Below are 26,515 nucleotides of genomic sequence, written 5' to 3'. Positions count from 1 at the left end.
GAGCGCAGACCGCCATGCCGAAACGTACAGACCTCAAGAGCATCCTCATCATCGGCGCCGGCCCGATCATCATCGGCCAGGCCTGCGAGTTCGACTACTCGGGCGCCCAGGCCTGCAAGGCGCTGCGCGAGGAGGGCTACAAGGTCATCCTGGTGAACAGCAACCCGGCGACCATCATGACGGACCCGGACACGGCGGATGTCACCTACATCGAGCCCATCACCTGGCAGGTGGTCGAGAAGATCATCGCCAAGGAACGCCCGGATGCGGTGCTGCCGACGATGGGCGGCCAGACCGCGCTGAACTGCGCGCTGGACCTGCACAAGCACGGTGTGCTGGCCAAGTACAACGTCGAGATGATCGGCGCCAACGAGGTGGCCATCGAGAAGGCCGAGGACCGCCTGAAGTTCAAGGACGCGATGACCAAGATCGGCCTGGGTTCGGCCAAGTCCGGCATCGCGCACACGCTGGAAGAAGCCTGGGCGGTGCAGAAGCAGATCCATGCCGAGATCGGCGGCAGCGGCTTCCCCATGGTCATCCGCCCCAGCTTCACGCTGGGCGGCACGGGTGGTGGCATCGCCTACAACCCGGAAGAGTTCGAGACGATCTGCAAGCGCGGCATCGACCTGTCGCCCACCAACGAGCTGCTCATCGAAGAGAGCCTGATCGGCTGGAAGGAGTACGAGATGGAAGTCGTCCGCGACAAGGCGGACAACTGCATCATCGTCTGCTCCATCGAGAACCTGGACCCGATGGGCATCCACACCGGTGACTCCATCACCGTGGCGCCGTCGCAGACGCTGTCGGACAAGGAATACCAGCTGCTGCGCAATGCGTCGCTGGCCGTGCTGCGCGAGATCGGCGTGGACACCGGTGGTTCCAACGTGCAGTTCTCCATCAACCCGAAGGACGGCCGCATGGTCGTCATCGAGATGAACCCGCGCGTGTCGCGCTCGTCGGCACTGGCCTCCAAGGCCACGGGCTTCCCCATCGCCAAGGTCGCGGCCAAGCTGGCCGTGGGCTACACGCTGGATGAGCTGAAGAACGACATCACCGGCGGCGCGACGCCGGCGTCGTTCGAGCCCAGCATCGACTACGTCGTCACCAAGATCCCGCGCTTCGCCTTCGAGAAGTTCCCGATGGCCGACTCGCGCCTGACGACGCAGATGAAGTCCGTCGGCGAAGTGATGGCCATGGGCCGCACCTTCCAGGAGTCGTTCCAGAAGGCGCTGCGCGGCCTGGAAACCGGGATCGACGGCCTGACCGAGCGCAGCAACGACCGCGAGGAGATCGTGCAAGAGATCGGCGAAGCCGGCCCCGAGCGCATCCTGTTCCTGGCCGACGCGTTCCGCATCGGCATGACGCTGGACGAGATCTACGAAGAGACCGCGGTGGACCCCTGGTTCCTCGCGCAGATCGAGCAGTTGGTGCAGATCGAAGGCGCGATCAAGGGCCGCTCGATTGAATCTATCAGCGAGGCCGAATTGCGCCTGCTGAAGACCAAGGGCTTCTCGGACAAGCGCCTGGCCAAGCTGCTGGGTACGAACCAGCATGCCGTGCGCGAGCGCCGTGTGGCGCTGAACGTGCGCCCCGTCTACAAACGCGTGGACACCTGCGCCGCCGAGTTCTCGACGCAGACGGCGTACATGTACTCGACCTACGAAGGTGCCGACGCCGAGTGCGAAGCCGCGCCGACGGACAAGAAGAAGATCATGGTGCTGGGCGGTGGCCCGAACCGCATCGGCCAGGGCATCGAGTTCGACTACTGCTGCGTGCACGCGGCCCTCGCGATGCGCGAGGACGGCTACGAGACGCTGATGGTCAACTGCAACCCCGAGACCGTCTCCACCGACTACGACACGTCCGATCGCCTGTACTTCGAGCCGGTCACGCTGGAAGACGTGCTGGAGATCGTCGACAAGGAAAAGCCGGTCGGCGTCATCGTGCAGTACGGCGGCCAGACGCCGCTGAAGCTGGCGCTGGACCTGGAGCGTGCCGGCGTGCCCATCATTGGCACGACGCCCGATTCCATCGACATCGCCGAGGACCGCGAGCGCTTCCAGAAGCTGCTGCACGAGCTGGGTCTGAAGCAGCCGCCCAACCGCACGGCGCGCACCGAAGAGCAGGCTGTCACGCTGGCCAACGAGATCGGCTACCCGCTGGTCGTGCGCCCCAGCTACGTGCTGGGTGGCCGCGCGATGGAAATCGTCCACGGCGACAAGGACCTCGAGCGCTATATGCGCGAAGCGGTGCGCGTCAGCGAGAAGTCGCCGGTGCTGCTGGACCACTTCCTGCAGGACGCCGTCGAGGTCGACGTGGATTGCATCTCCGACGGCGTCGACACGATGATCGGCGGCATCATGGAGCACATCGAGGCGGCCGGCATCCACTCCGGCGACTCGGCCTGCTCGCTGCCGCCCTACACCCTGGCCGCCGATGTGCAGGACGAACTGCGCCGCCAGACGGCCGCGATGGCCAAGGCGCTGAAGGTCGTGGGCCTGATGAACGTGCAGTTCGCCATCCAGGGTGATGTGACGAAGGGCCTGTCGGCTTGCACGATCTACGTGCTGGAAGTGAACCCGCGCGCCTCGCGTACGGTGCCCTATGTGTCCAAGGCCACGGGCCAGCAGCTCGCCAAGATTGCCGCGCGCTGCATGGCCGGTGTGAAGCTGAAGGACCAGAAGGACCGCAACGGCCGCCAGCCGCGCGAGGTCGTGCCGCCGTACTACAGCGTCAAGGAAGCCGTCTTCCCGTTCAACAAGTTCCCGGGCGTGGACCCCATCCTCAGCCCCGAGATGCGTTCGACCGGTGAGGTGATGGGCGCGGCCAAGACCTTCGGTGAAGCGATGTTGAAGAGCCAGATCGGCGCGGGTTCGCGCCTGCCGCGCCAGGGCAATGTGCTGATCACCGTGAAGAACAGCGACAAGGCCCGTGCCGTCGCCATTGCCAAGGACCTGCATGCGCTGGGCTTCGGCATCGTCGCGACCAAGGGGACGGCAGCGGCCATCGCGGAAGCTGGTGTGCCGGTCAAGCTGATCAACAAGATCAAGGATGGCCGCCCGCACATCGTCGACGCGCTCAAGGGCGGCGACATCCAGCTCGTCTTCACGACGGTGGACGAGACCCGCACGGCCATCGCCGACAGCCGCTACATCCGTCAGGCGGCGTTGGCCAACCGTGTCACCTACTACACGACCATGGCCGGCTGCGAGGCTGCGGTCGAAGGCATGAAACACCGCGATGGCCTGCTCGTGCAATCCCTGCAGGAACTGCACGCCGAGCTGTCCTAAAATCTGCGCTCATTGATTCCGCCGCAGCCGCCCGGGAGCGCCCGGGCCGCAGCGGCGGTCTCTTTTTGCCCTGACCGAAACGATATGAGCACCATCCCCCTGACCAAGCGCGGCGCCGAGGCGCTGAAGGAAGAGCTGCACCGCCTGAAGACCGTGGAACGCCCGGCCGTCATCCTGGCGATTGCGGAGGCGCGTGCCCAGGGCGACCTGAGCGAAAACGCCGAGTACGACGCGGCCAAGGACAAGCAGGGCTTCATCGAAGGCCGCATCCTGGAAGTCGAGGGCAAGCTGTCGGTCGCGCAGATCATCGACCCGTCCACGCTGGATGCCGGCGGCCGCGTGGTGTTCGGCGCCACGGTGGACCTGGAAGATGAAGACAGCGGCAACGCCGTGACCTACCAGATCACCGGCGACGACGAGGCCGACATCAAGCTGGGCCGCATCTCCATCGGCTCACCCATCGCGCGCGCGCTGATCGGCAAGGAAGCCGGCGACACGGCCGAGGTGCAAGCCCCGGGCGGCGTGCGCCGCTACGAGATCATCAAGGTGCGCTACGAGTGATGTTCGCCCGGCTTCAAGCCCTGCTGGCCGCCCTGTGGGGCGGCCTTTTGCTTTGCATCGCCTTCGTGGCCACGCCCAGCGCCTTTGCCGTGCTGGAGCGGGCGCAGGCGGGGGGCTATGTGGCGCGCGTGTTCGCGCTGGAGGCGCAGATCAGCCTTGCGCTGGGTCTGATGCTGATGCTGATCGAGCGGCGTATCTCACGCGACACGGTGGAGGCGGGCGGAACAAGCGACCAGTTCTCCGCCCGGCTGCTGCTGCCGGCGGTGGCGCTGTTCTGCACGATTGCCGGCTACTACGGCCTGCAGCCGATGATGGCCGATGCCAGGGCCGGCACCGGCGTTGCGTCATTCGCGGCGCTGCATGGCGCCTCGCTGGCGTTCTTCGGCGTGAAGGGCCTCGCGGTGCTGGCCCTGGCCTGGATCAGTCAGCGACGCGCTTCTTGACGCTGGTGCTGACGGCGCGCTTCTTCACGCGCTTGATCTCGCCGCCCTGGGTCACGCGCTCGTTGCCCATGACCTTGACCTTGTTGATCTGAGGGCGACCGTTGCCGCTCTTGGAGAACTTGACGATCTTGACGACGCGCGGGCCGGGCATCGCGTGTTCGCGTTCCACCTTGGCCTTCTCGGGGATGGGCCGCCACAGCACCAGCAGCTTGCCGATGTGCTGGATGGGCGCGGCGTTCAGCTCGTCGCACAGCTGCGCGAACATCGCCTCGCGCGCCTCGCGGTCGTCGCCGAGCACGCGGACCTTGATGAGGCCGTGGGACTTCAACGCGGCGTCGGTTTCCTTCACGACGGCCGGCGTCAGACCGTCTCCGCCGATCATCACGACCGGATCGAGATGATGGGCATCGGCGCGCTTGTCCTTGCGCTGGGCGGGGGTCAGGATGATTTGAGGCATCACCGTATTATCCCGTAGGCATGAAAACGCAGACAAAAAGCAAAAAACTCAACAAGGCGTGGTTGAACAACCACGTCAGCGACCCCTATGTGCAGCAGGCGCAGAAGGACGGCTACCGCTCGCGCGCGGCTTACAAGCTCAAGGAGATCGACGAGGAGCTGAAGCTGATCCGGCCGGGCCAGGTGGTCGTCGACCTGGGCGCGACGCCCGGCGCCTGGAGCCAGTACCTGCGCCGCAAGTTCGCGCCCACGGAGGCGGGACGCGGCGGGGCGGCGGTGGGCCAGCTCAACGGCACCATCATCGCGCTGGACCTGCTGGAGTTCGAGCCCATCGAGGGCGTGCAGTTCATCCAGGGCGACTTCCAGGAAGACGCCGTGCTGACCCAGCTCGAAGAAGCCCTGGCCGGCCGGCCGGTGGACGTCGTCGTGTCGGACATGGCGCCCAACCTGTCGGGCATTGCATCGACGGACGCCGCCCGTATCTCCAACCTGATCGAACTGGCCGTCGATTTCTCCGACAAGCACCTCAAGCCCGACGGCGCTCTGGTGGCCAAAGTCTTCCATGGCAGCGGCTACAACGAGCTTGTGGACCTCTTCAAGGCGCACTTCAAGGTGTTCAAAGTCGTGAAGCCCAAGGCGTCCCGCATCCGCTCTTCCGAGACATTCTTGGTCGGCATCGGGTTGAAAAACCGCTGATTACAGGGGTAGCCCCCTTGCCGCCCCTAAAATCGCCCCCACTGTCCTGAAACCCGCGCTGGGCCATCAGGGCCAAGGAGTCGCAGTGAACAATCAATGGTTTTCGAAGTTCGCCGTCTGGATCGTGATCGCACTGGTGCTTTTCACGGTCGTCAAGCAGTTCGGCGGCGCGACGGCGCCGGGTAACCAGATCGGTTACTCCGAGTTCCTGGATGAGGTCCAGGCTCGCCGTATCAAGCAGGTCACGCTGACCGAGGGCGGCGCCAGCGGCGCCGAGATCATGGCCGAGACCACCGACGGCAAGAAGCTGCGCGTGACGGCCACCTACCTCGACCGCGGCCTGATCGGCGATCTGCGCAACAACGGCATCAAGTTCGACGTGAAGCCGCGCGAGGAGCAGAGCTTCCTGATCAGCATGCTGATCAACTGGACGCCCATGCTGCTGCTGATCGGCGTCTGGGTCTACTTCATGCGCCAGATGCAGGGCGGCGGCAAGGGCGGGGCGTTCAGCTTCGGCAAGAGCAAGGCCCGCATGCTGGACGAGAACAACAACACCATCACCTTCGCCGACGTGGCTGGCTGCGACGAGGCCAAGGAAGAGGTTAAGGAACTCGTGGACTTCTTGAAGGATCCGCAGAAGTTCCAGAAGCTCGGTGGCCGTATCCCGCGCGGCGTGCTGATGGTGGGCCCTCCGGGTACCGGCAAGACGCTGCTGGCCAAGTCCATCGCCGGCGAAGCCAAGGTGCCGTTCTTCACGATCTCGGGTTCCGACTTCGTTGAAATGTTCGTCGGTGTGGGCGCGGCCCGTGTGCGCGACATGTTCGAGCAGGCCAAGAAGAGCGCGCCCTGCATCATCTTCATCGACGAAATCGACGCTGTCGGCCGGCACCGTGGTGCTGGCCTGGGCGGCGGCAACGACGAGCGCGAGCAGACGCTGAACCAGATGCTGGTCGAGATGGACGGCTTCGACACCAATCTCGGCGTCATCGTCATCGCGGCCACCAACCGCCCCGACATCCTGGACCCCGCGCTGCTGCGCCCGGGCCGCTTCGACCGCCAGGTCTACGTGACGCTGCCGGACATCCGTGGCCGCGAGCAGATCCTCAACGTGCACATGCGCAAGGTGCCCATCGGGCAAGACGTCAACGCGTCCATCCTGGCCCGCGGCACGCCCGGCATGAGCGGCGCCGACCTGGCCAACCTCGTCAACGAGGCTGCGCTGTTCGCTGCCCGTCGCGGTGGCCGCCTGGTGGAAATGATCGACTTCGAGCGCGCCAAGGACAAGCTTTACATGGGCCCCGAGCGCAAGAGCATGGTCATGACCGAGGACGAGAAGCGCGCCACGGCTTATCACGAGTCCGGCCACGCCATCGTCGCCGAGATGCTGGAAGGCACCGACCCGGTCCACAAGGTCACCATCATGCCGCGCGGCCGCGCGCTGGGCGTGACCTGGCAATTGCCCGAGCGCGACCAATACAGCAAGTACTACAAGCAGATGCTGAACGAAGTCAGCATCCTGTTCGGTGGCCGTGTGGCCGAGGAGCTGTTCCTGAAGGACATCTCCACCGGCGCGTCCAACGACTACGAGCGCGCCACCCGCATCGCTCGCGACATGGTCACGCGCTACGGCATGAGCGAAGTGCTGGGCCCCATGGTCTATGCCGAGAACGAGGGTGAAGTCTTCCTCGGCCGCAACATGACCAAGACGGCCAACATCAGCGAGAGCACGCAGCAGAAGGTCGACGCCGAGATGCGCCGCATCCTGGACGAGCAGTACGCCATCGCCAAGCGCATCCTGGAAGAGAACCGCGAGAAGGTCGAAACCATGACCTCGGCGCTGATGAAGTGGGAAACCATCGACCGCGACCAGGTGTTGGACATCATGGCCGGCCGCCCGCCGCGCGAACCCGGCGGCGGCACGCCCACCCCCAGCGGCCCGACGGGCGGCGGCACGCCCCCGGTCAGCACCGACGGCGCCCCGGCCGCGGCCTGATCCTCGACAGCATCACCAGGCCCGGCTTCCGCCGGGCCTTTTTCATTGCGAAGACCATGCACTGGCAGACCCGCCGCTTCCGCGTTGACCTCAGCCGCCCCCGCGTGATGGGCATCGTCAACGTGACGCCCGACTCCTTCTCGGATGGTGGCAGCCACGACGACACGCGCACCGCGATCGCGCATTGCGAGCGGCTGGTGGCGGAAGGAGCCGACATCCTGGACATCGGTGGCGAGTCCACCCGCCCCGGCGCGCCGCGCGTGGACGCCGATATGGAGTGGGAGCGCATCGCCGATGTGCTGACTGCTGCGCTGCAGCTGGGCGTGCCGGTCTCGGTGGACACCTGCAAGCCCGAAGTCATGCGCCGCGCGCTGGACGCGGGCGCCGACATCATCAACGACGTGCAGGCGCTGCAGAAGCCCGGCGCGCTGGCCGCCGTGGCGGGCAGCGGTGCCGGCGTGTGCCTGATGCACATGCGCGGCGAGCCGGCATCCATGATGGATCTGGCCGTCTACGGCGACGTGGTGGCCGAGGTGGGCGCCTTCCTGGCCCAGCGGGCGCAGGCGGCGCTCGACTCGGGCATTCCGGCTGACGCCATCGCGCTGGATCCGGGCTATGGCTTCGCGAAGACCGCGGAGCACAACCTGCGCCTGTTCGCCGGCCAACAGCGTTTGGCTGACCTGGGCTACCCGCTGCTGGTGGGCTGGTCACGCAAGCGGACGCTGGGTGAAATCACCGGCCGGCCGGTCGAGCAACGGCTGCCGGCCAGCATCGCCGCCGCCTTGCGGGCCGTCAGCGCAGGCGCGAACGTGATTCGTGTGCACGATGTCGCTGCCACGGTGGACGCACTCAAGGTGTGGGCGGCCGTCGATGCGGCGAAAATCGGCCCCACTGAATAAAAGGAAGAGCTCGATGAGCCGCAAATATTTCGGAACCGACGGCATTCGGGGCACGGTCGGCCAGGATCCCATCACGCCGGACTTCATGCTGCGACTGGGACATGCGGTGGGCCGCGTGCTGCGCAAGAACAACCCGCGCCCGACGGTGCTGATCGGCAAGGACACGCGCATCTCGGGCTACATGATCGAATCGGCGCTTGAAGCCGGCTTTGCATCGGCCGGCGTCAACGTGCTGCTGACCGGCCCGCTGCCGACGCCCGGCGTGGCCTACCTGACCCGCGCGCTGCGCCAGGACCTGGGCGTCGTCATCAGCGCCTCGCACAACCCCTTCCAGGACAACGGCATCAAGTTCTTCTCCGCCAAGGGCGAGAAGCTGCCGGACGCCTGGGAGCTGGCGGTCGAGTCCGCGCTGGACGACGCGCCGCAATGGGTGGACTCCGCCAGCCTGGGCCGTGCCAAGCGGCTGGAAGACGCGCGCGGCCGCTACATCGAGTTCTGCAAGGCCAGCTTCGGCTCGGACCTGACGCTGAAGGGCCTGAAGATCGTCGTCGACGCGGCCCATGGCGCGGCCTATCACGTCGCGCCCGACGTCTTCCATGAGCTGGGCGCCGAGGTCATCTCGATCGGCTGCAAGCCCGATGGCTTCAACATCAACGCCGGCTTCGGCGCGACGGCGCCCGGTGCGCTGGTGGAGGCGGTAAAGGCCAACGGCGCGCACTACGGCATCGCACTGGACGGCGACGCCGACCGGCTGCAGCTGGTGGACGCCAGCGGCCGGCTCTACAACGGCGACGAGCTGCTGTACGTGATGGTCGCGGACCGCCTGGCCCAGGGCCAGCGCGTGCCGGGTGCCGTCGGCACGCTGATGACCAACATGGCCGTGGAGGTGGCGCTGCGCTCGCGCGATGTCGATTTCGTGCGCGCCAAGGTGGGCGACCGCTATGTGCTGGAAGAACTGGCCGCGCGCGGTTGGCAGCTGGGCGGTGAGGGCTCCGGCCACCTGCTGGCGCTGGACAAGCACACCACCGGCGACGGCATCGTCAGCGCCTTGCTGGTGCTGCAGGCGGTGTGCCGCAGCGGGCGGGGCATTGCCGAGCAATTGTCCGGCGTGGAGCTGTTCCCGCAGACGCTGATCAACGTGCGCCTGGCCGCGGGCCAGGACTGGAAGAGCAACCAGCGCCTGGCGGACGAGCAGACCGCCGTCGTCGCCGAGTTGGGCAACCGCGGGCGGGTGCTGATCCGTGCGTCCGGCACCGAGCCGCTGCTGCGCGTGATGGTGGAAGCGTCGGACGCCGGCGTGGCCCAGCGCTGCGCCCAGCGACTGGTGGACGCCGTGTCCGCCTGAGCCTGCGCTTCCTGTTCAAAGGCCGCCCATCGAGGCGGCCTTTGTCATTCCTGGCCGCTTTTGGGGCGTGTGACGATTCCGTGACGGTCGAATGACACTGTCATATTGCGTGTACCACGGCTTCACAGCGGCGGCGGAGCGCGCTCCAATGGGCTTGCGCCGCCATCGACGGTCACGGAGTCGTCACATTCGATCCCTAGGATGCAGCCCATCGTCAATCCGCCACCCTAAGGTGCTCCAGATGAACTTTGTCCAGGTCAGCCAGTCTCTCGCCCTCGTTGCCGGTCTCCTCGGCACCCAAGCGGCCCTCGCCCAGGATGTGACCGGCGCCGGCGCGACCTTCCCCGCCCCGATCTACGCCAAGTGGGCCGACGCCTACAACAAGGCTTCCGGTGCACGCATCAACTACCAGTCGGTGGGTTCCGGTGCCGGCATCCGCCAGATCAAGGCCAAGACCGTGGACTTCGGCGCCTCCGACATGCCGCTGAAGGACGACGAACTGGCCAAGGACGGCCTGGTGCAGTTCCCCACCGTCATCGGTGGCGTGGTGCCCGTCATCAACATCAAGGGCGTGAACCCCGGCCAGCTGAAGCTGACCGGCGCCGTGCTGGCCGACATCTACCTCGGCAAGATCACCAAGTGGAACGACGTGGCCATCACCGGCCTGAACCCCGGCGTGGCGCTGCCCGATGCGGCCATCGCCCCGGTCGCCCGCGCCGACGGCTCCGGCACCACCTTCATCTTCACGAACTACCTGTCCAAGGTCAGCGAGTCGTGGAAGACCCAGGTCGGCGAAGGCACCACCGTCAAGTGGCTGGCCGGCACGGCCGGCAAGGGTAATGAAGGCGTGGCCGCCTTCGTGCAGCGTCTGCCCAACTCCATCGGCTACGTCGAGTACGCCTATGTGAAGCAGAACAAGATGAACTTTGTCCAGCTGAAGAACAAGGACGGTCAGTGGGTCAACCCCAGCGACGACGCCTTCAAGGCCGCAGCCGCCGGCGCCGACTGGAACAAGACCTTCTACCAGATCACGACCGACCAGCCGGGCAAGGCCTCGTGGCCGCTGACCAACCCGACCTATATCCTGATGTACAAGTCCCAGGACAAGGCCGCGCAAGCCAGCGCCGCGCTGAAGTTCTTCGACTGGGCCTACAACAACGGCGACAAGCTGGCCGACGAACTGGACTACGTGCCGCTGCCCGCCAGCGTGAAGGATCTGGTGCGCAAGCAGTGGGCCGACCAGATCAAGGACACGGCCGGCAAGGCCATCGCCTACAAGTGATTTGAAGGGCGCATCACGCGACCGCACAGCAGGCCCGGCAGCCGCCGGGCTTTGCCGTGTCCGACGCGCCCGCCCGTGACCTGAACCGCGGAGGTTTCTTGGCTGCCATCTTTCCCGCCGACAGCGCCGGCGCCGACCGGAGCGAGCCTCAGCAGCGCAGTGCGCCGCTGAGCCCACAACCCCAGCGACGCCGTGTCGCTCCCTGGGCCGACACGGTGTTCGCCGCGCTGTCTCAGGGTGCGGCCTGGCTGACGCTGTTGCTGATGGTCGGCATCCTGCTGTCGCTGGTCATGGGTGCAGCACCGGCGCTGAAGACCTTCGGCCTGGGCTTCCTGACCAGCGCGGAATGGGACCCGGTGCAGGAGAAGTTCGGCGGCCTGGTGATGATCTACGGCACGCTGGCCAGCTCGTTCATCGCGCTGGTCATCGCCGTGCCGGTGTCTTTCGGCATCGCGATCTTCCTGACCGAGCTCTCGCCCAGCTGGCTGAAGCGGCCGCTGGGCATCGCCATCGAACTGCTGGCGGCCGTGCCGTCCATCGTCTACGGCATGTGGGGCCTGCTGGTGTTTGGCCCCATCCTGGCCACCTTCGTGCAGCAGCCGCTGCAGGCGCTGTTCGGCGGCGTGCCCTACATCGGCGCGCTGTTCTCCGGCCCGCCGGTGGGCATCGGCATCCTGTCGGCCGGCATCATCCTGGCGATCATGATCATCCCGTTCATCGCGTCGGTGATGCGTGACGTGTTCGAGGTCACGCCGCCCATGCTGAAGGAATCGGCCTATGGCCTGGGCGCCACGACCTGGGAGGTCGTCTCCAAGGTCGTGCTGCCGTACACCAAGACCGGTGTCGTGGGCGGCATCATGCTGGGGCTGGGCCGTGCGCTCGGTGAAACGATGGCGGTCACCTTCGTCATCGGCAACATGAACCAGTTGAACTCGCTGTCCGTCTTCGAGGCGGCCAACAGCATCACGTCCACGCTGGCCAACGAGTTCGCCGAGGCCGGCGAAGGCCTGCACCAGGCCTCGCTGATGTACCTGGGCCTGGTGCTGTTCCTCATCACCTTCGTGGTGTTGACCATCTCCAAGCTGCTGCTGCTGCGCCTCAAGAAGAACGAAGGAGCCCGGGCATGAACCCCGCACGGTCGCCCGAAGGGGTTCGCTCCGCAGTGCAAAGCACGGAGGTTTTCCAATGACTACCGCACTCGACGCTCGCCGCCTGGCGATGCACCACAAGCGCAAACGCATCAATGTCGTCGCGCTGACGCTGTCGCTGGGCGCGATGGCCTTCGGCGTGTTCTGGCTGATCTGGATCCTGTTCGAGACCATCTACCTGGGCATAGGCGGCCTGAGCTGGGCCACGCTGACAGAGATGACGCCGCCGCCGCAAGGCGAGGGCGGTGGCCTGGCCAACGCCATCTTCGGCAGCTTCGTCATGGTGGGCCTGGCCACGCTGATCGGCACGCCGGTCGGCATCCTGGCGGGCGTCTACCTGGCCGAGTACGGTCAGAAGACCTGGCTGGGCAGCTCCGTGCGCTTCATCAACGACATCCTGCTGTCGGCGCCGTCCATCGTCGTGGGCTTGTTCGTCTACGCCGTCGTCGTCGCGAAGATGAAGAGCTTCTCGGGCTTCGCCGGTTCGCTGGCATTGGCGCTGCTGGTCATCCCGGTCGTCATCCGCACCACCGAGAACATGCTGAGCCTGGTGCCCAATGCGCTGCGCGAGGCGGCCTACGCCCTCGGCACGCCCAAGTGGAAGGTCATCCTGTCCATCACGCTGAAGGCGGCCCGCGCCGGCGTCATCACCGGCATCCTGCTGGCGCTGGCCCGCGTGTCCGGCGAGACGGCGCCGCTGCTGTTCACCGCGCTGTCCAACCAGTTCTGGACCAGCAACCTCGGCGCACCGATGGCCAGCCTGCCGGTCACCATCTTCAAGTTCGCGATGAGTCCCTACGAGAACTGGCAGAAGCTGGCCTGGGCCGGCGTCTTCCTGATCACCATGGGCGTGCTGCTGCTGAACATCCTCGCCCGCGTGCTCTTCAAGAACAAACACTAAGGAACCCGATCATGGACGCCAAGATCGAAACCTCGTTGAGCGAGCGCGCCAAGATTTCGGTGCGCAACCTGAACTTCTACTACGGCGGCTTCCACGCGCTGAAGAACATCAACCTCGACATCCCCGAGAAGAAGGTCACCGCCTTCATCGGCCCGTCGGGCTGCGGCAAGTCCACGCTGCTGCGCACGCTGAACCGCATGTTCGAGCTGTATCCCGAGCAGCGCGCCGAAGGCGAGATCCTGCTGGACGGCGAGAACATCCTGCAGAGCAAGGACGACGTCTCGCTGATCCGCGCCAAGGTGGGCATGGTCTTCCAGAAGCCCACGCCGTTCCCCATGTCCATCTACGACAACATCGCGTTCGGCGTGAAGCTGTTCGAGACGCTGCCGCGCGTGGAGATGGACGAGCGCGTGGAATGGGCGCTGAAGAAGGCGGCCCTGTGGACCGAAGTCAAGGACAAGCTGGATCAGAGCGGCGCCGGACTGTCCGGCGGCCAGCAGCAGCGCCTGTGCATCGCGCGCGGCATCGCGATCAAGCCCGAGGTGCTGCTGCTGGACGAGCCCTGCTCGGCGCTGGACCCCATCTCCACCGGCAAGATCGAGGAGCTGATCCACGAGCTGAAGAGCGACTACACGGTGGCCATCGTGACGCACAACATGCAGCAGGCCGCACGCTGCTCGGACTACACCGCCTACATGTACCTGGGCGACCTGATCGAGTTCGGCCCGACGGCCGAGCTGTTCATGAAGCCCAAGCGCAAGGACACCGAGGACTACATCACCGGCCGTTTCGGCTGAGGAGAACAAGATGGTTGACAAGCATCTCTCGACCCAATTCGACGCCGAGCTGAGCGCCATCTCCACCCGCGTGCTGGAGATGGGTGGCCTGGTGGAAGCCCAGGTGGCCCAGGCCGTGCAGGCGCTGAGCGACTTCTCGGCCGAGTCGGCCGATGAAGTGCTGGCGCGCGAAGGCCGCGTCAACACGATGGAGATCGAGATCGACCGCGATCTCTCCACCATCATCGCCCGCCGCCAGCCGACGGCACGCGACCTGCGCCTGCTGATCGCGGTGTCCAAGACCATCGCCAACCTGGAGCGCGTGGGCGACGAGGCGGCTCGCATCGCCCGCACGGTGCAGCGGCTGGTTTCCGGCGGTGTGTCCAGCCGACTGCGCCTGCCCATGTCGGACCTGGCCTATGAAGCCGAACTGGCGGTCGCCCAGCTGCGCAAGTCGCTGGACTCGTTCGCGCGGCTGGACGTGGAGCGCGCGCTGGACGTGCTGAAGCATGACGACGAGATCGACAAGGAATTCGACGGCCTGCTGCGCAAGCTCATCACCTACATGATGGAAGACCCGCGCACGATTTCGTCGTCCATCGACATCGTGTTCGTCGCCAAAGCCATCGAGCGCGTGGGCGACCACGCCAAGAACCTGGCCGAAGTGGTCATCTACGTGGTCAAGGGCATGGATGTGCGTCACAACACGCCCGAGGCCGTCGAAACGATGGTGAGGTAAGCAGCATGAGCCGAATTCTGGTCGTCGAAGACGAGTCGGCCATCGCCGAGCTGATCTCCATCAATCTGCGCCACGCCGGCTTCGAGGTCACGCTGGCCGCGAGCGCGACGGCGGCCCAGTACGAGGTGGACCGCGTGCTGCCCGACCTGGTCGTGCTGGACTGGATGCTGCCCGGCCAGAGCGGCGTGGCGTTGGCGCGGCAATGGCGCGGTAGCGCCCGCACCAAGGAGCTGCCCATCATCATGCTGACGGCGCGCGCCGACGAGAGCGACAAGATCGCCGGTCTGGACGCCGGAGCGGACGACTACGTCACCAAGCCGTTCTCCACCAACGAGCTGCTGGCCCGCATCCGTGCGGTGCTGCGCCGCAAGGCGCCCGAGGCGCTGGACAGTGCGGTCGAGATCGGCCCGCTGCTGCTGGACCCGGGCACGCGCCGCGTCAGCCGTGATGGCCAGGAGGTCAAGCTGGGCCCCACCGAGTTCCGCCTGCTGCACTTCTTGATGACGCACCCCGAGCGCGTGCACAGCCGTTCGCAGCTGCTGGATCGCGTCTGGGGCGATCACGTTTTCATCGAGGAGCGCACCATCGACGTCCACGTCAAGCGGCTGCGCGAGGCGCTGGAACGCGTTCAGTGCGCGCGCATGATCGAGACCGTGCGCGGTGCCGGCTACCGGCTGACCCAGCAGAGCAGCGCTCTGTCCGCCTGAGGACGACGCCACCCCCATGTCCTGGTTCCTGCCGCGTCTGCTGCTGGCTCTGCTGGCCGTGCTGTTGGGCTTCACCGTCGGCGCGGCCGTGAGGGCCATCACCGGCATCGACGCGCTGGGCCTGGGATTCGGCGTTGCAGTCGGCGTGGGCCTGCCGCTGGTGGTCGACGCGCTGCGCGGCTACCGGCTGCTCGAATGGCTGCGCGGCAAGCAGCTGGAGAACGCGCCCCGCGACACCGGTCTGTGGGGCGAACTGGGCTACCGCATCGAGCGTGCGGTGCGTGACCGCGAGAACATCATAGGCCGCGAGCGTCTGGCGCTGGAGCAGTTCCTTTCCGCCATCGAGGCCTCGCCCAACGGCGTGCTGATGCTGGACGCACAGGAGCACATCCTGTGGTGCAACCGCGTCGCGGCCGACCATTTCGCGCTGGATCCCAAGCGTGACTTGCGCCAGCGCATCACCAACCTCGTGCGCGCGCCGGCCTTCGTCGCCTATCTGCAGGCCGGTCGCTATGTCGAACCGCTGGTGCTGGGCAATGGACGCGGGCCGGGCACGTTGTCCATCGTCGTGCGCGAGTACGGCGAAGGCCGCCGTCTGGTGCTGTCGCTGGATATCACCGAGCGCGTGCGCAACGACGCGATGCGGCGCGACTTCGTCGCCAACGTGTCGCACGAGATCCGCACGCCGCTGACGGTGCTGGCCGGCTTCATCGAGACGCTGCAGACGCTGCCGCTGACGGCGGTGGAGCGCGAGCGCGTCATGGTGCTGATGAACCAGCAGACCCAGCGCATGCAGACGCTGGTGGCCGACCTGCTGGCGCTGTCGCAGCTCGAAGGCAGCCCGCGGCCGGGCTCGGACCGCTGGGTCAGCCTGGATGCGTTGCTGATCCGCGTCGGCGTGGATGCCGAGGCCTTGTCCGCCGGCCGCCACACGCTGCGCGTGCAGCCGCACACGGGCATGGAGATCGCGGGCGTGGAAAGCGAACTGCTCAGCGCCGTTGCCAACCTCGTGTCCAACGCCGTGCGGTACACGCCCGAGGGCGGTGGCATTGATGTGGCCTGGCGGCTGCTGGAAGACGGCAGCGGCGAGCTGACCGTCATCGACAACGGCCCCGGCATCGCGCGCGAGCACATTCCGCGGCTGACTGAGCGGTTCTACCGTGTGGACGGCAGCCGCTCGCGCGAGACCGGCGGTACGGGCCTGGGCCTGTCCATCGTCAAGCACGTCATGCAGCGCCATGGCGGCGAACTGCTGATCCAGAGCGAGGTCGGCAAGGGCTCGCGCTTCCGCCTCGTGCTGCCGGCCGCGCGTGTGCGCCCCAGCAGCGACGCCGCGCTGGGCGACGAGGCGGCCTTCAACGCCGCCACGGTGGCGTCGGACTACTGACGCTTCAGCAGCACCAGGCCGGCGCTACCGCTGCGGTCCGTGGGGCGTCGTACCTGGGCGATGACTTGCCAGCCACGCGGAACGGGCTGGCCACTGGATACCACGGCGTGGGCGCAGTCGGTGTCGCTCAGCGAGCCGCGGCCCTGCACGCGCCAGCCGCCGTGCCATTCCAGGGCCGCCAGCGTCGGCAGGCTCTGGCCGGGCGCCGCGATACAGCGTACCTCGGCGGGCAGGCGGGCCTTCAGCCGCGCCACCAGCGGCGCCAAGCTGCGGGCGTAGTCCAGCGGCGGCAGCAGCAGCGACATGACCAGCAGCCAGGCCAGTGCCACGCCGCCGGCCGGCAGGGCCAGGCTCTTCCACAGCGCATGGCGATGCCGCGCGGTGCGCCAGCGCACCAGTGCCAGCCAGGCCAGCGTGGCCGCGATGGCCATCACCAGAGCGATCAGGCTGAAGTCCGGCTCGAAGCCCTCGGCCAGCTTGCGCATGTTGGCCAGCGGGCGCGCCGGCCAGCCGGTGTGCATGGACAGGTAGTACAGCCAGCCGAACAGCGCCAGCGCCGTGAAGATGAACAGGCAGAACCAGTCCACCGCGGCGGCGATGCTGCGACTCAGCGTGGGCAGCGCGAACGCGGCCAGGATGGCCATGGACGGCAGCGCCAGCAGCAGCGCGCGCTCCGAGCCGTTCATGACTATGCAGGTCGCCAGCGGCACCAGCAGCGCGATGGCCGGCACGGCGATGTGGCGGCGCAGCCCATGGCGGCGCCAGCGCCACAGCGTCCACAGCGCCAGCGGGCCGGCCGGCCAGCAGAACCAGGCCAGCAGCCGCAGCAGCGAGCCGATGTCGATGGCTGGTGTCAGTCGCCAGGCCCAGCCTCGGAACACCCACGCCGCCAGCACGGCCAGCGCCAGCGAGCCCAGCAGCCACAGGCGCAGGCTCTTGGCTTCGTCATAGGCCGAGCGGTGGTTTAGCAGCACGCCCAGCAGGCCCAGTGCACAGGCCACGGCGGGTGCGCCGCTGGCCGCCAGCACCGGCAGCGCCAGCAGCACGGCCACGCGGGAGCGCCAGGCCTTGAACGGCGCCGCCGCCAGACCGTACAGGTAGACCGACACCGCCAGCAACTGCAGCAGCTCGGGCGTGGTCTCGTGCCCCAGCCCCAGCAGGCCCAGTGTGGCCATCAATGCCAGCAGGGCACCGTCGGCCAACGCGCGCGCGTAGTCCACGGCCTGGGCCTCGCCGCCGAACGCGAACGCGACCGGCTGCGCGGCCTCGGTGCGGGCCAGGTGGAAGCAGGCATACCAGACCGCCACCAGCACGCCCACCAGCACGAAGGCATAGGGCAGGCGGGCGGCGACCGGCTGGTCCAGGAAGGGCAGGGCCTTGATGGCCAGCGCGCCCAGCCAGTAGGGCAGCGGACCGCCCTCGGCCGGGATGCCGGCGATGGCCGGCTGCCACCACGGCGCGTCGCCGTGGGCGATGCTGGCCATGAAGCCGAACGCCGTCAGGTCGGCATTGCGCCAGGGGTCGCGGCCGAAGATGCCCGGGATGACGTAGGCCGCGCACAGCAGGATCAGCGCGAGCCGGGGCAGGCGTTCGGCGCCACGCTCGGCGACGATGGCTGGGGTGGGGAGATTCACTCGCGGGTCGGGATTCTGGAAGTGGCGGGATGATGCCGTAGAAACGACAGCGGGCTGCCGAAGCTGCGGAAACGAAAAAGGGCAGCCTGGAGGCTGCCCTTGTGTCCGGAAGCGGTGCGAGACCGCCTCGACGGATTACTTCTTGAGGTGAGCAAACTTGTTGCGGAACTTCTCGACGCGGCCGCCCAGGTTGTCCACGCTCTTTTGCGTGCCCGTGTAGAAGGGGTGCGATTCGCTGGTGGTTTCCAGCTTCACCAGCGGCATGGTCTTGCCGTCGAGTTCGATGGTTTCCTTGGTCTGGACGGTCGAGCGCGTCACGAACTGGAAGCCATTGGACAGGTCGACGAACACGACGTCGCGGTAGTTGGGGTGAATGCCTTCTTTCATGGGAACCTCTTGGCTAGGTTGGGAGCCACGCTGACCACGGTCGGCGCACTTTCCAGGGGTGTCTGGGCGGAAAACCGGCGATTGTAGCCGGCTTCGCTACGGTCTGGCTAGTTGGGCTGGGAAGGGTCAGCCGCCGCGCCGCATCATGTCGAAGAAGTCCAGGTTGTTCTTCGACGCCTTCATCTTGTCGAGGATGAACTCCATCGCCTCGATCTCGTCCATGTTGTAGAGGAGCTTCCGCAGGATCCAGCTCTTTTGCAGGATTTCCGGCTTCAGCAGCAGCTCTTCACGGCGCGTGCCCGACTTGTTGATCAGGATGGACGGGTAGACGCGCTTCTCGGCCATGCGGCGATCCAGGTGGATTTCGCAGTTGCCGGTGCCCTTGAACTCTTCGTAGATCACCTCGTCCATCTTGGAGCCGGTGTCGATCAGGGCCGTACCGATGATGGTCAGCGAGCCGCCTTCCTCGATGTTGCGCGCCGCGCCGAAGAAGCGCTTGGGGCGCTGCAGCGCGTTGGCGTCCACGCCGCCGGTCAGCACCTTGCCGGAGCTGGGCAGCACGTTGTTGTAGGCACGGGCCAGGCGGGTGATCGAGTCCAGCAGGATGATCACGTCCTTCTTCAGTTCCACCAGGCGCTTGGCGCGCTCGATGACCATTTCGGCGACCTGCACGTGGCGGGCGGCCGGTTCGTCGAAGGTGGAACTGATGACCTCACCGCGCACGGTGCGCAGCATTTCGGTCACTTCCTCGGGGCGCTCGTCGACGAGCAGCACGATGAGGTGGCAGTCCGGGTGGTTGGCGACCAGAGCATGGGCGATGCTCTTCATCATCTCGGTCTTGCCGGTCTTGGGCTGGGCGACGATCAGCGCGCGCTGGCCTTTGCCGATGGGCGAGGTCAGGTCGATGATGCGGCCGGTGATGTTCTCCTCGCCCTTGTAGCCTTCACGCTCGAGCTTGAACTGCTCCTTGGGGAACAAGGGCGTCAGGTTCTCGAACATGATCTTGTTCTTGCTCTCCTCGGGCGTCTGGCCGTTCACACGGTCGACCTTCACGAGAGCGAAGTAGCGCTCGCCGTCTTTGGGCACGCGCACTTCACCTTCCACCAGGTCGCCGGTGTGCAGGTTGAAGCGGCGGATCTGGCTGGGCGACAGGTAGATGTCGTCGGTCGACGCCATGTAGCTGGCCTCGATGGAGCGCAGGAAGCCGAAGCCGTCCGGCAGCACTTCGAGGACGCCATCACCGAAAACCTGCTCGCCAGCCTTGGCGCGCTTCTTCATGATGGCGAACATCAGCTCCTGCTTGCGCAGGCGGGTGACGTTGTCGATCTCCAGCTCCTCGCCCATCTTGATGAGGGCCGAGACGTGGAGCGCTTTCAGTTCGGAAAGATGCATGGGTGGATACCCGTCAGGGGCCGCAGCGCCAGCCAAGGCGCAACGGCGATTCCACGGCCGCCCCGGGAAAGGACCGAAAGGGCAAACGCTCAAACAGCGAGCGATGCGGATTCAGAAAGTGGGGGAGGGGGAGCCGAGGCCACGCTGGCTGGGCTCCTTCGTGGAACCCGGGGCGTGTTGGCTTTGGCTGCTGCGGCGGGGCGCCGTGGGCGCCAGGAGCACCGCAGCAGTTGAACGCGATTATAGGTTCGCGTCGAGGAAGGCGGTCAACTGGGCCTTGGAGAGGGCGCCGACCTTGGTGGCAGCCAGCTGGCCGTCCTTGAACAGCATCAGCGTCGGAATGCCGCGGATGCCGAACTTGGCGGGGACCTCGCGGTTCTCGTCCACGTTCATCTTGGCGACCTGCAGCTTGTCACCGTAGCCGGTGGCCACCTCGTCGAGGATGGGCGCGATCATCTTGCAGGGGCCGCACCATTCGGCCCAGTAGTCCACCAATACCGGCTTGCCGGACTGGATCACGTCGGCGTCGAAGGACGCGTCGGAAACATGCTTGATCAATTCGCTGCTCATGAGAGGGTTCCTTGGCCTCAAAGGGTTGGCGGTCGCGCTCGGGCGCCGTCCGGATGGGCAAAATGATTGTGACATAGCCACTTTTGCCCGGACGGTCAGCGGGGTGACCGGTACGCAGGCTCACATGGGGGCGGGAGGCCTTTCTTGCAAGACTTGAATCTCGGCCTGGTGGCCGGGGAAGACATCGCTGCCTTCTGGCACCGCGTGGCCGGCACCTGCGCGGACTGGCTGGCAGCCCAGGGCGTGCCGCTGCGCGACGCCGTGCTGCTGCTGCCCTTCGCGCAACAGATCGCCCCGGCGCGCCGGGCCTTCCTGGCCCGCGGCGGCTGGCAGCCGCGCATCACCACCAGCCACAGCCTGGCCTCGGCGCTGGGCCCGACGGCGCTGGCCGCGCCCGACCAACTGACCGGCGACGCCGCCATCGACGCCTTCACCGCCGACCGCCTGCTGGCCGGCCAGAGCTGGATAGAGCCGCTCAAGCGCAGCAGCCCGCGCGACTACCGCGTGGCGCTGGCCCGGCTGGTCGAGACGGCCCAGGCGCTGGCCCGTGCCGCCGCCCAGGTTCCGCCCGAGCGGCGAGCCGCCTTCATGGACGAGGCCCGCCAGCGACTGGCGGCGGGGGACGCCGGCCCGGGAGTGCTGGAACGCGCGCTGACCCAGGTCGCGCTGGCCTGGGTGGCATCCGATGACCGCCGGCCGGCCACCGACACCGTGTTCACACTGAGCCCAGGTGCCTGGATCTGGCTGCGCGTGGGCGGGCCGGATCCTTTTGCGCAGGCCATCCTCGCCCAGGCCACCGGCATCCCCACTCTGTGCCTGGATGCCGACCTGGATCTCGACCGGGTCACGCCCACGGCGCGCGTCGAGGAAGCTGTCGCTCCCGACTTTGAAACGCTGGCCGCCCAGGCCGCGACAGCCGTCATCCAGCACCTGAATGCCGGGCGGCGCCCGGTGGCACTGCTGGCGCAGGACCGCGTCGCCATCCGCCGCGTGCGTGCGCTGCTGGCGCGGCAAGGTGTGCCGGTGCACGACGAAACCGGCTGGACGCTGGCCACCACGCCGGCCGCCGCGGCGGTGATGGCGCTGTTGCGCGCCGCGCTGGCGGGCGGTGCGGTGGACGACTGGCTGGCCTGGATGAAATCCGCCCTGGGCACCGGCTGGGACGTGCAGGCGCTCGAGGCACGCTGCCGGCGCTTCGGCTGGCGGCAGGCGGCGCAGTTGGACGTCGCCACGCTGCCGCCCGCTGTGGGCGCCGTCTGGCAGCGTGCGCGGCGTCAGCTGGAACCGTTGTCCGGTGGATCGCGGTCGCTGGCCGGCTGGCTGATCGCGCTGGGCCAGGCGTTGAGCGGGTTGGGCTCGCTGGTCGACGTGGCGGGCGGTGAGGCGCTGCTGGAGGCTCTGTGGATCTCGCGCAATCCCTGGGCCGGCAGCGCCCACGAGGCCGCGCTGGCGCAGACGCGGCTGCGGCCCGACGAGTTCCTGGCCTGGGTGGACGAAACGCTGGAAGCCGCGCAGTTCGAACCGGCGGAAGAGGCGGGCGCGGCCGAGGTCGTCATCACGCCGCTGGCCCGCGCGATGCTGCGGCCGTTCGGTGCCATCGTGCTGCCGGGCGCGGACGCCGCCACGCTGGGGCCGGTCAACCCGCAGGCTGGCCTGTTGAGCGACGCCGATGCCGCTGCGCTGGGCCTGCCCAGCCTGGCCGAACGCCGCGAGGCCGAGGCGCTGGGTTTTGCGCAGCTGCTGCGCGCGCCGGTGCTGACGCTGCTGCGCTGCGAGTTCGCCGGCGCCGAGCCGCTGCCGCCCAGCCCCTTGTTGCAGCGGCTGACTTGCGCCCTGACGCCTTGGGTGGACGAGCGTCAGCCGCGCAGCGCCGAGCCTCAATCCCGTGGCCGCGCCGAGGCCGACGCGGGCGGCCGGCTGCCGGCAGCGTTCAGCGCGAGCGCCATCGACGCGTTGCGCAACTGCCCCTACCAGTTCTTCAGCCGCTCGCTGCTGGGCCTGCGCGAAGCCGACGAGCTGGAGCTGGAACCCGACAAGCGCGACTACGGCACCTGGCTGCACGCGGTGCTGAAGCGCTTCCACGAGGCCCGTGGCGACGATGACGCCACCGCACTGGGCGCCGCTGCGGCCGCCGAACTGGCCTTCCTCGACGAGACCGACTTTCTGCCGTTCACCGCCGCCTTCGAGCGGCTGAAACCGCTGTACCTGGACTGGCTGGCCGAGATCGAGGCCAGCGGCCAGCGCTTTGCGGCCGGCGAGGTGGATCGCGAGGCCCGGCCCTTTGCGGCGCCGCTGGACGGCCTGCTGCTGAAGGGGCGGCTGGATCGCATCGACGATTCTCCTGCTGGCACGTGGTTGCTGGACTACAAGACCGGCGACCTGAAGGGCTTGAAAGACAAGCTTGCCGTGCCGCTGGAAGACACGCAGCTGGCGACCTATGCGCTGCTGTCCGGGGCGACGGACGACCTGAAGGCGGCTTATCTGGTGCTGGACGACGGCAAGGGTGTCACGGTGTTGCCGCATGAAAAGGTCAGCGAGACCGCGCTGGCTCTGCGCGACGGGCTGCAATCCGACCTCGAAGCGATCCGGGGCGGCGCCTTGCTGCCCGCGCTGGGCGAGGGCCGCGTCTGCGATTTCTGCGAAGCGCGCGGCCTGTGCCGCAAAGACGACTGGAGCGCCGCATGACCGAGCTGGCTTACTGGGCCGACGGCCGGCGCATCCCACGCGAGGACTTCTACGCGCTGGCCTGTGACCCGGCGCGCAGCATCGTCGTGGAGGCCTGCGCCGGCGCGGGCAAGACGTGGATGCTGGTGTCACGCATCCTGCGTGCGCTGCTGGCCGGTGCCGAGCCGCAGCAGATCGTCGCGATCACCTTCACGCGCAAGGCCGCCGGCGAAATGCGCCAACGCCTGGCCGAATGGCTGGCCGAGTTCGCGCACGCGCCGGAGGCGGAACAGATCACCGCGCTGCGTCAGCGCGGCATGTCGGCCGACGAGGCCATTGCGCTGCGGCCGCGCTTGGCCGCGCTGCAGGGGGAATTGCTGCGCGGCGGCCGCGCCGTGGAGGTGCGCACCTTCCACGGCTGGTTCTCGCAGCTGCTGCGCGCCGCGCCACTGGCCTTCCTGCAGCAGCAGGGCATCGCGCCCGAACTGCAGCTGCTGGAGGACGAGGACGAGCTGATGCCCACGCTGTGGCGGCGCTTCCATGCCGCCGTGCTGGCGGACGACGGCTTGCGCGCCGACTTCCAGGCGCTGACGCAGTCGCGTGGCCGCTTCAACCTGCGCGAGTGGCTGCTGGGCGCGTTTGCCAAGCGCGTGGAGCTGCAGTTGTCCGAGCGGGCCGGCGTGCTGGAAGCCAGCCTGCCCGGCGCGGTCGAGCTGCTGGGCACGACGCCCGAGGCCTTCTTCGGCCATCTGCGCGAGCCGCTGCAGGGGCTCGCGCGCCAGTTGGGCCAGGCCAAGGGCAAGAAGGCGCAGGACGCGGCCAATGCCTTGCAACAGGCCGAGGATTTCGACGCGGCCTGGGCGGCGCTGTTCACGCTGAAGGGCGAGCCGCGCAAGCTGGGCGTGGACGACGCCGACATGGACGAACTGCTCGGCGAGCTGCAGCGGTTGCAGGGCGCCATCCAGCAGCAGCGGGCCGCCGACGAACATGCGGCGATGCGCCGGCTGGCGCTGGTGCTGGTGGAAGCGTTCGAGACGCTCAAGCGCGAGCGCGGCCTGGTCGACATGAACGACCTGGAGCGCGGCGCGTTGGCACTGCTGGCCGACGCGCAGACGGCCGGCTGGGTGCAGCAGCGGCTGGACGCGCAGGTGCGCCACCTGCTCATCGACGAATTCCAGGACACCAGCCCGCTGCAGTGGCAGGCGCTGAGCGGCTGGCTGTCCGCCTATGCCGGCGCGGGTGCGGGGTCGCCACTGTCGGTGTTCATCGTGGGCGACCCCAAGCAGAGCATCTATCGCTTCCGCCGTGCCGACCCGCGCGTGTTCGCCGCCGCGCAGGCCTTTGTCTGCGAAGGCCTGGCCGGCGTGCGGCTGGCCTGCGATCACACGCGGCGCAATGCGCCGGAGGTGCTGGCCGCCGTCAACGCGGCGTTCGACAGCGCGCAGCGTGCCGGGCATTACGAGGGGTTTCGCGTGCACACGACCGAGGTCGGCGAGGTGGATGAACTGGCAGGCTTATGGGCACTGGACGCCGAGGTGGTGGACGCACCGGCGCCGCCGGACGCCGACCCGCTGCGCTGGCGGCCCAGCCTGACCGAGCCGCGCCATGAAGCCGAGATCAGCCGCCGCGCGCCCGAGTGCGAGCGCGTCTGCGGCGCCATCGTCGGGCTGCTGCGCGCGCGACCCGAGTTGAAGCCGGGCGACCTGTTCGTGCTGGCCCGCAAGCGCGACCCATTGCGCCAGTTGAGCGAGGCGCTGACGGCCGCCGGCATTCCGCACGCAGCGCCGGAGGAGCAGCCGCTGACCGATCTGCCCGACGTGGCCGACCTGCTGGCGCTGCTGGACGTGCTGGCATCGCCCGGCCACGACCTGTCGCTGGCGCGTGCGTTGCGCAGCCCGCTGTTCTGCGTGACCGAGGCCGACCTGCTGGTGCTGGCCGAGGCGGCCGGCACGGCGCAATGGCTGGGCGAGCCGGTCGTCGAGCGCCGTTCCTGGTGGGCGGCGCTGCAGTCGCTGACGGCGCCCAGCACCGCGCTGGCCCGCGCGCAGGCGCTGCTGGCGCGTTGGGGCGAACAGGCCCGGCGGCTGACGCCGCACGAGCTGCTGGACCTCATCGCCAACGAGGGCGAGTTGCTGGCTCGCATCGCCACCGCAGTGCCCGCGGCGGATGCGGCCGTGCGACTGCAGAGCGTGCAGGCCTTGCTGCATGCGGCGCTGGATCTGGACGGCGGCCGCTACGCGCAGCTCTACGGCTTCGTGCGCGCGCTGAAGACCCGGCCGCCCAAGTTCGTGCCCGCCGCCGCGCCCGACGCCGTGCAGCTGCTGACCATCCACGGCGCCAAGGGCCTGGAGGCCGAGGTCGTGTTCCTGCTTGACTGCGACGCCTCGCCCCCCAAGGCCGAGACGCTGGGGCTGCTGCTGGACTGGCCCGTGGGCCAGCCATCGCCCCGGCGTGCCGCCTTCCTGGCCTCCGAAGCCAAGGCACCGCCGTCGTTGCAGCCCTTGGTGGATGAAGAGAAAGCCGCCCGCGAGCGCGAGGAGCTGAACAGCCTCTATGTCGCGCTGACACGGGCCCGCCGCGCGCTCGTGCTGAGCCACACGCCAGGCCGCAGCAATGCCACCAGCTGGTGGGATCGGCTGCAGCCGCTGTCCCAGCCCTGGGCGCTGGACCTGGTGCTGGGCGGGCACGGTGACGCGCAGCCGCCGCGGCTGGCGCCGCTGCCCATCTGGCAGCCGCCGCCAGCCGCGGCGACGCGCGATGGCACGGCACGCAACGAACGCCAGGCCCGCACCGGCGAGGCCTTGCACCGCGTGCTGGAGTGGGTGTCCGCGCCCGGCCAGGCGCAGCCGCTGGAGCTGCTGATGGCATCGGCCTCGCAGGCCTTCGGGCTGGATGCCAAGTCGCGCGAGCAGCTGGCGCAGGCCGCGCGTGCCATCCTGGCCAGCGCCGACTGCCGGCCGTTCTTCGACCCGGCCGAGCTGCTGTGGGCCGGCAACGAGGTGGCCGTGGGGCAGGGCGGTGACGATCAACGCATCGACCGCCTCGTGCAGAAGCGCGACGGCAGCTGGTGGGTGCTGGACTACAAGCTGGGCGCCACGCCGGAGCGCGAGCCGGCCTACCTCGAGCAGATGCGCGGCTACGTTGCCGCGGTGCAATCCTTGCAGCCCGGCGAGCCGGTGAAGGCTGCGTTGATCAGCGGCACAGGACGCTTCATTCCGGTGGGCTGATTCGCTGGCATAGAATGG

The 26,515-nt window shown here is 67.9% G+C and carries 21 protein-coding genes; 16 read left to right on the top strand and 5 right to left on the bottom strand.

Annotated features, from left to right (window positions below; genetic code table 11):
- Positions 1-14 precede the first annotated feature (14 nt).
- From carB to J2X21_RS16940, 3 genes are all read left to right on the top strand, one after another.
- On the top strand, positions 15-3,290 hold the full coding sequence (gene carB / locus J2X21_RS16950) for a carbamoyl-phosphate synthase large subunit (RefSeq protein WP_310330547.1): 3,276 nt from the start codon (positions 15-17) through the stop codon (positions 3,288-3,290).
- A gap of 84 nt (positions 3,291-3,374) precedes the next feature.
- Positions 3,375-3,851, top strand: a complete 477-nt coding sequence (greA, locus tag J2X21_RS16945) for a transcription elongation factor GreA (protein ID WP_310330546.1) — start codon at positions 3,375-3,377, stop codon at positions 3,849-3,851.
- Complete coding sequence (locus J2X21_RS16940) at positions 3,851-4,294, top strand: DUF4149 domain-containing protein (protein WP_310330544.1); 444 nt, start codon at positions 3,851-3,853, stop codon at positions 4,292-4,294. Before greA ends, J2X21_RS16940 begins: the two co-directional genes overlap by 1 nt.
- Here J2X21_RS16940 and J2X21_RS16935 read toward each other — a convergent pair.
- Entirely contained in the window at positions 4,272-4,751 is a 480-nt protein-coding gene (locus tag J2X21_RS16935; RefSeq protein WP_310330542.1) for a YhbY family RNA-binding protein, read from the bottom strand. The two genes, J2X21_RS16940 and J2X21_RS16935, sit on opposite strands and share 23 nt — an antisense overlap.
- Before the next feature lie 20 nt (positions 4,752-4,771).
- Between J2X21_RS16935 and J2X21_RS16930 the strand changes: the two genes are divergently transcribed.
- The 11 genes from J2X21_RS16930 (at position 4,772) to phoR (ending at position 16,623) form a co-directional block, all read left to right on the top strand.
- Entirely contained in the window at positions 4,772-5,446 is a 675-nt protein-coding gene (locus tag J2X21_RS16930; protein WP_310330540.1) for an RlmE family RNA methyltransferase, read from the top strand.
- An 85-nt stretch (positions 5,447-5,531) separates the two neighbouring features.
- Complete coding sequence (gene ftsH, locus J2X21_RS16925; RefSeq protein WP_310330539.1) at positions 5,532-7,439, top strand: ATP-dependent zinc metalloprotease FtsH; 1,908 nt, start codon at positions 5,532-5,534, stop codon at positions 7,437-7,439.
- A gap of 56 nt (positions 7,440-7,495) precedes the next feature.
- On the top strand, positions 7,496-8,338 hold the full coding sequence (gene folP, locus J2X21_RS16920) for a dihydropteroate synthase (protein WP_310330538.1): 843 nt from the start codon (positions 7,496-7,498) through the stop codon (positions 8,336-8,338).
- 13 nt (positions 8,339-8,351) lie between these two features.
- Positions 8,352-9,683: a phosphoglucosamine mutase gene (glmM, locus tag J2X21_RS16915; protein WP_310330536.1), complete on the top strand. Its 1,332-nt coding sequence runs from the start codon at positions 8,352-8,354 to the stop codon at positions 9,681-9,683.
- 241 nt (positions 9,684-9,924) lie between these two features.
- Positions 9,925-10,965, top strand: coding sequence for a phosphate ABC transporter substrate-binding protein PstS (gene pstS, locus J2X21_RS16910; RefSeq protein ID WP_310330535.1), 1,041 nt, complete (start codon positions 9,925-9,927; stop codon positions 10,963-10,965).
- A gap of 167 nt (positions 10,966-11,132) precedes the next feature.
- A complete protein-coding gene (gene pstC / locus J2X21_RS16905; protein ID WP_310330634.1) occupies positions 11,133-12,092 on the top strand; it encodes a phosphate ABC transporter permease subunit PstC in 960 nt (319 codons plus the stop codon).
- Between the two features lie 58 nt (positions 12,093-12,150).
- A complete protein-coding gene (gene pstA, locus J2X21_RS16900; protein WP_310330533.1) occupies positions 12,151-13,014 on the top strand; it encodes a phosphate ABC transporter permease PstA in 864 nt (287 codons plus the stop codon).
- Positions 13,015-13,025: 11 nt separating this feature from the next.
- Positions 13,026-13,811, top strand: coding sequence for a phosphate ABC transporter ATP-binding protein PstB (pstB, locus tag J2X21_RS16895; protein ID WP_310330531.1), 786 nt, complete (start codon positions 13,026-13,028; stop codon positions 13,809-13,811).
- 10 nt (positions 13,812-13,821) lie between these two features.
- Entirely contained in the window at positions 13,822-14,529 is a 708-nt protein-coding gene (gene phoU, locus J2X21_RS16890; RefSeq protein ID WP_310330530.1) for a phosphate signaling complex protein PhoU, read from the top strand.
- A gap of 5 nt (positions 14,530-14,534) precedes the next feature.
- On the top strand, positions 14,535-15,236 hold the full coding sequence (gene phoB, locus J2X21_RS16885) for a phosphate regulon transcriptional regulator PhoB (protein WP_310330528.1): 702 nt from the start codon (positions 14,535-14,537) through the stop codon (positions 15,234-15,236).
- Positions 15,237-15,252: 16 nt separating this feature from the next.
- Positions 15,253-16,623: a phosphate regulon sensor histidine kinase PhoR gene (phoR, locus tag J2X21_RS16880; RefSeq protein WP_310330527.1), complete on the top strand. Its 1,371-nt coding sequence runs from the start codon at positions 15,253-15,255 to the stop codon at positions 16,621-16,623.
- On the opposite strand, the gene J2X21_RS16875 is transcribed toward phoR, so the two are convergent.
- The 4 genes from J2X21_RS16875 to trxA form a co-directional block, all read right to left on the bottom strand.
- On the bottom strand, positions 16,617-18,257 hold the full coding sequence (locus J2X21_RS16875; protein ID WP_310330525.1) for a hypothetical protein: 1,641 nt from the start codon (positions 18,255-18,257) through the stop codon (positions 16,617-16,619). The genes phoR and J2X21_RS16875 overlap by 7 nt on opposite strands.
- Before the next feature lie 135 nt (positions 18,258-18,392).
- Complete coding sequence (locus J2X21_RS16870) at positions 18,393-18,644, bottom strand: type B 50S ribosomal protein L31 (RefSeq protein WP_132574493.1); 252 nt, start codon at positions 18,642-18,644, stop codon at positions 18,393-18,395.
- A 126-nt stretch (positions 18,645-18,770) separates the two neighbouring features.
- A complete protein-coding gene (gene rho / locus J2X21_RS16865) occupies positions 18,771-20,036 on the bottom strand; it encodes a transcription termination factor Rho (RefSeq protein ID WP_268168107.1) in 1,266 nt (421 codons plus the stop codon).
- Between the two features lie 240 nt (positions 20,037-20,276).
- A complete protein-coding gene (trxA, locus tag J2X21_RS16860) occupies positions 20,277-20,606 on the bottom strand; it encodes a thioredoxin TrxA (RefSeq protein ID WP_056876926.1) in 330 nt (109 codons plus the stop codon).
- Positions 20,607-20,750: 144 nt separating this feature from the next.
- Here trxA and J2X21_RS16855 point away from each other — a divergent pair, with 144 nt between their 5' ends.
- Together J2X21_RS16855 and J2X21_RS16850 are read left to right on the top strand one after the other, a co-directional pair.
- Positions 20,751-23,291, top strand: coding sequence for a PD-(D/E)XK nuclease family protein (locus J2X21_RS16855; RefSeq protein WP_310330523.1), 2,541 nt, complete (start codon positions 20,751-20,753; stop codon positions 23,289-23,291).
- The gene (locus J2X21_RS16850) at positions 23,288-26,497 is read left to right on the top strand and encodes a UvrD-helicase domain-containing protein (protein ID WP_310330522.1); all 3,210 of its coding nucleotides are present in this window, start codon (positions 23,288-23,290) and stop codon (positions 26,495-26,497) included. The genes J2X21_RS16855 and J2X21_RS16850 overlap by 4 nt, the downstream gene beginning before the upstream one ends.
- The last annotated feature ends 18 nt before the right edge of the window (positions 26,498-26,515 follow it).

This window comes from Roseateles asaccharophilus, assembly GCF_031458115.1.
Taxonomy (GTDB): Bacteria; Pseudomonadota; Gammaproteobacteria; order Burkholderiales; family Burkholderiaceae_C; genus Pelomonas; species Pelomonas asaccharophilus_A.
The sequence above is the reverse complement of the archived record's forward strand: the minus strand, read 5'-3'. Positions and strand labels throughout refer to the sequence as shown.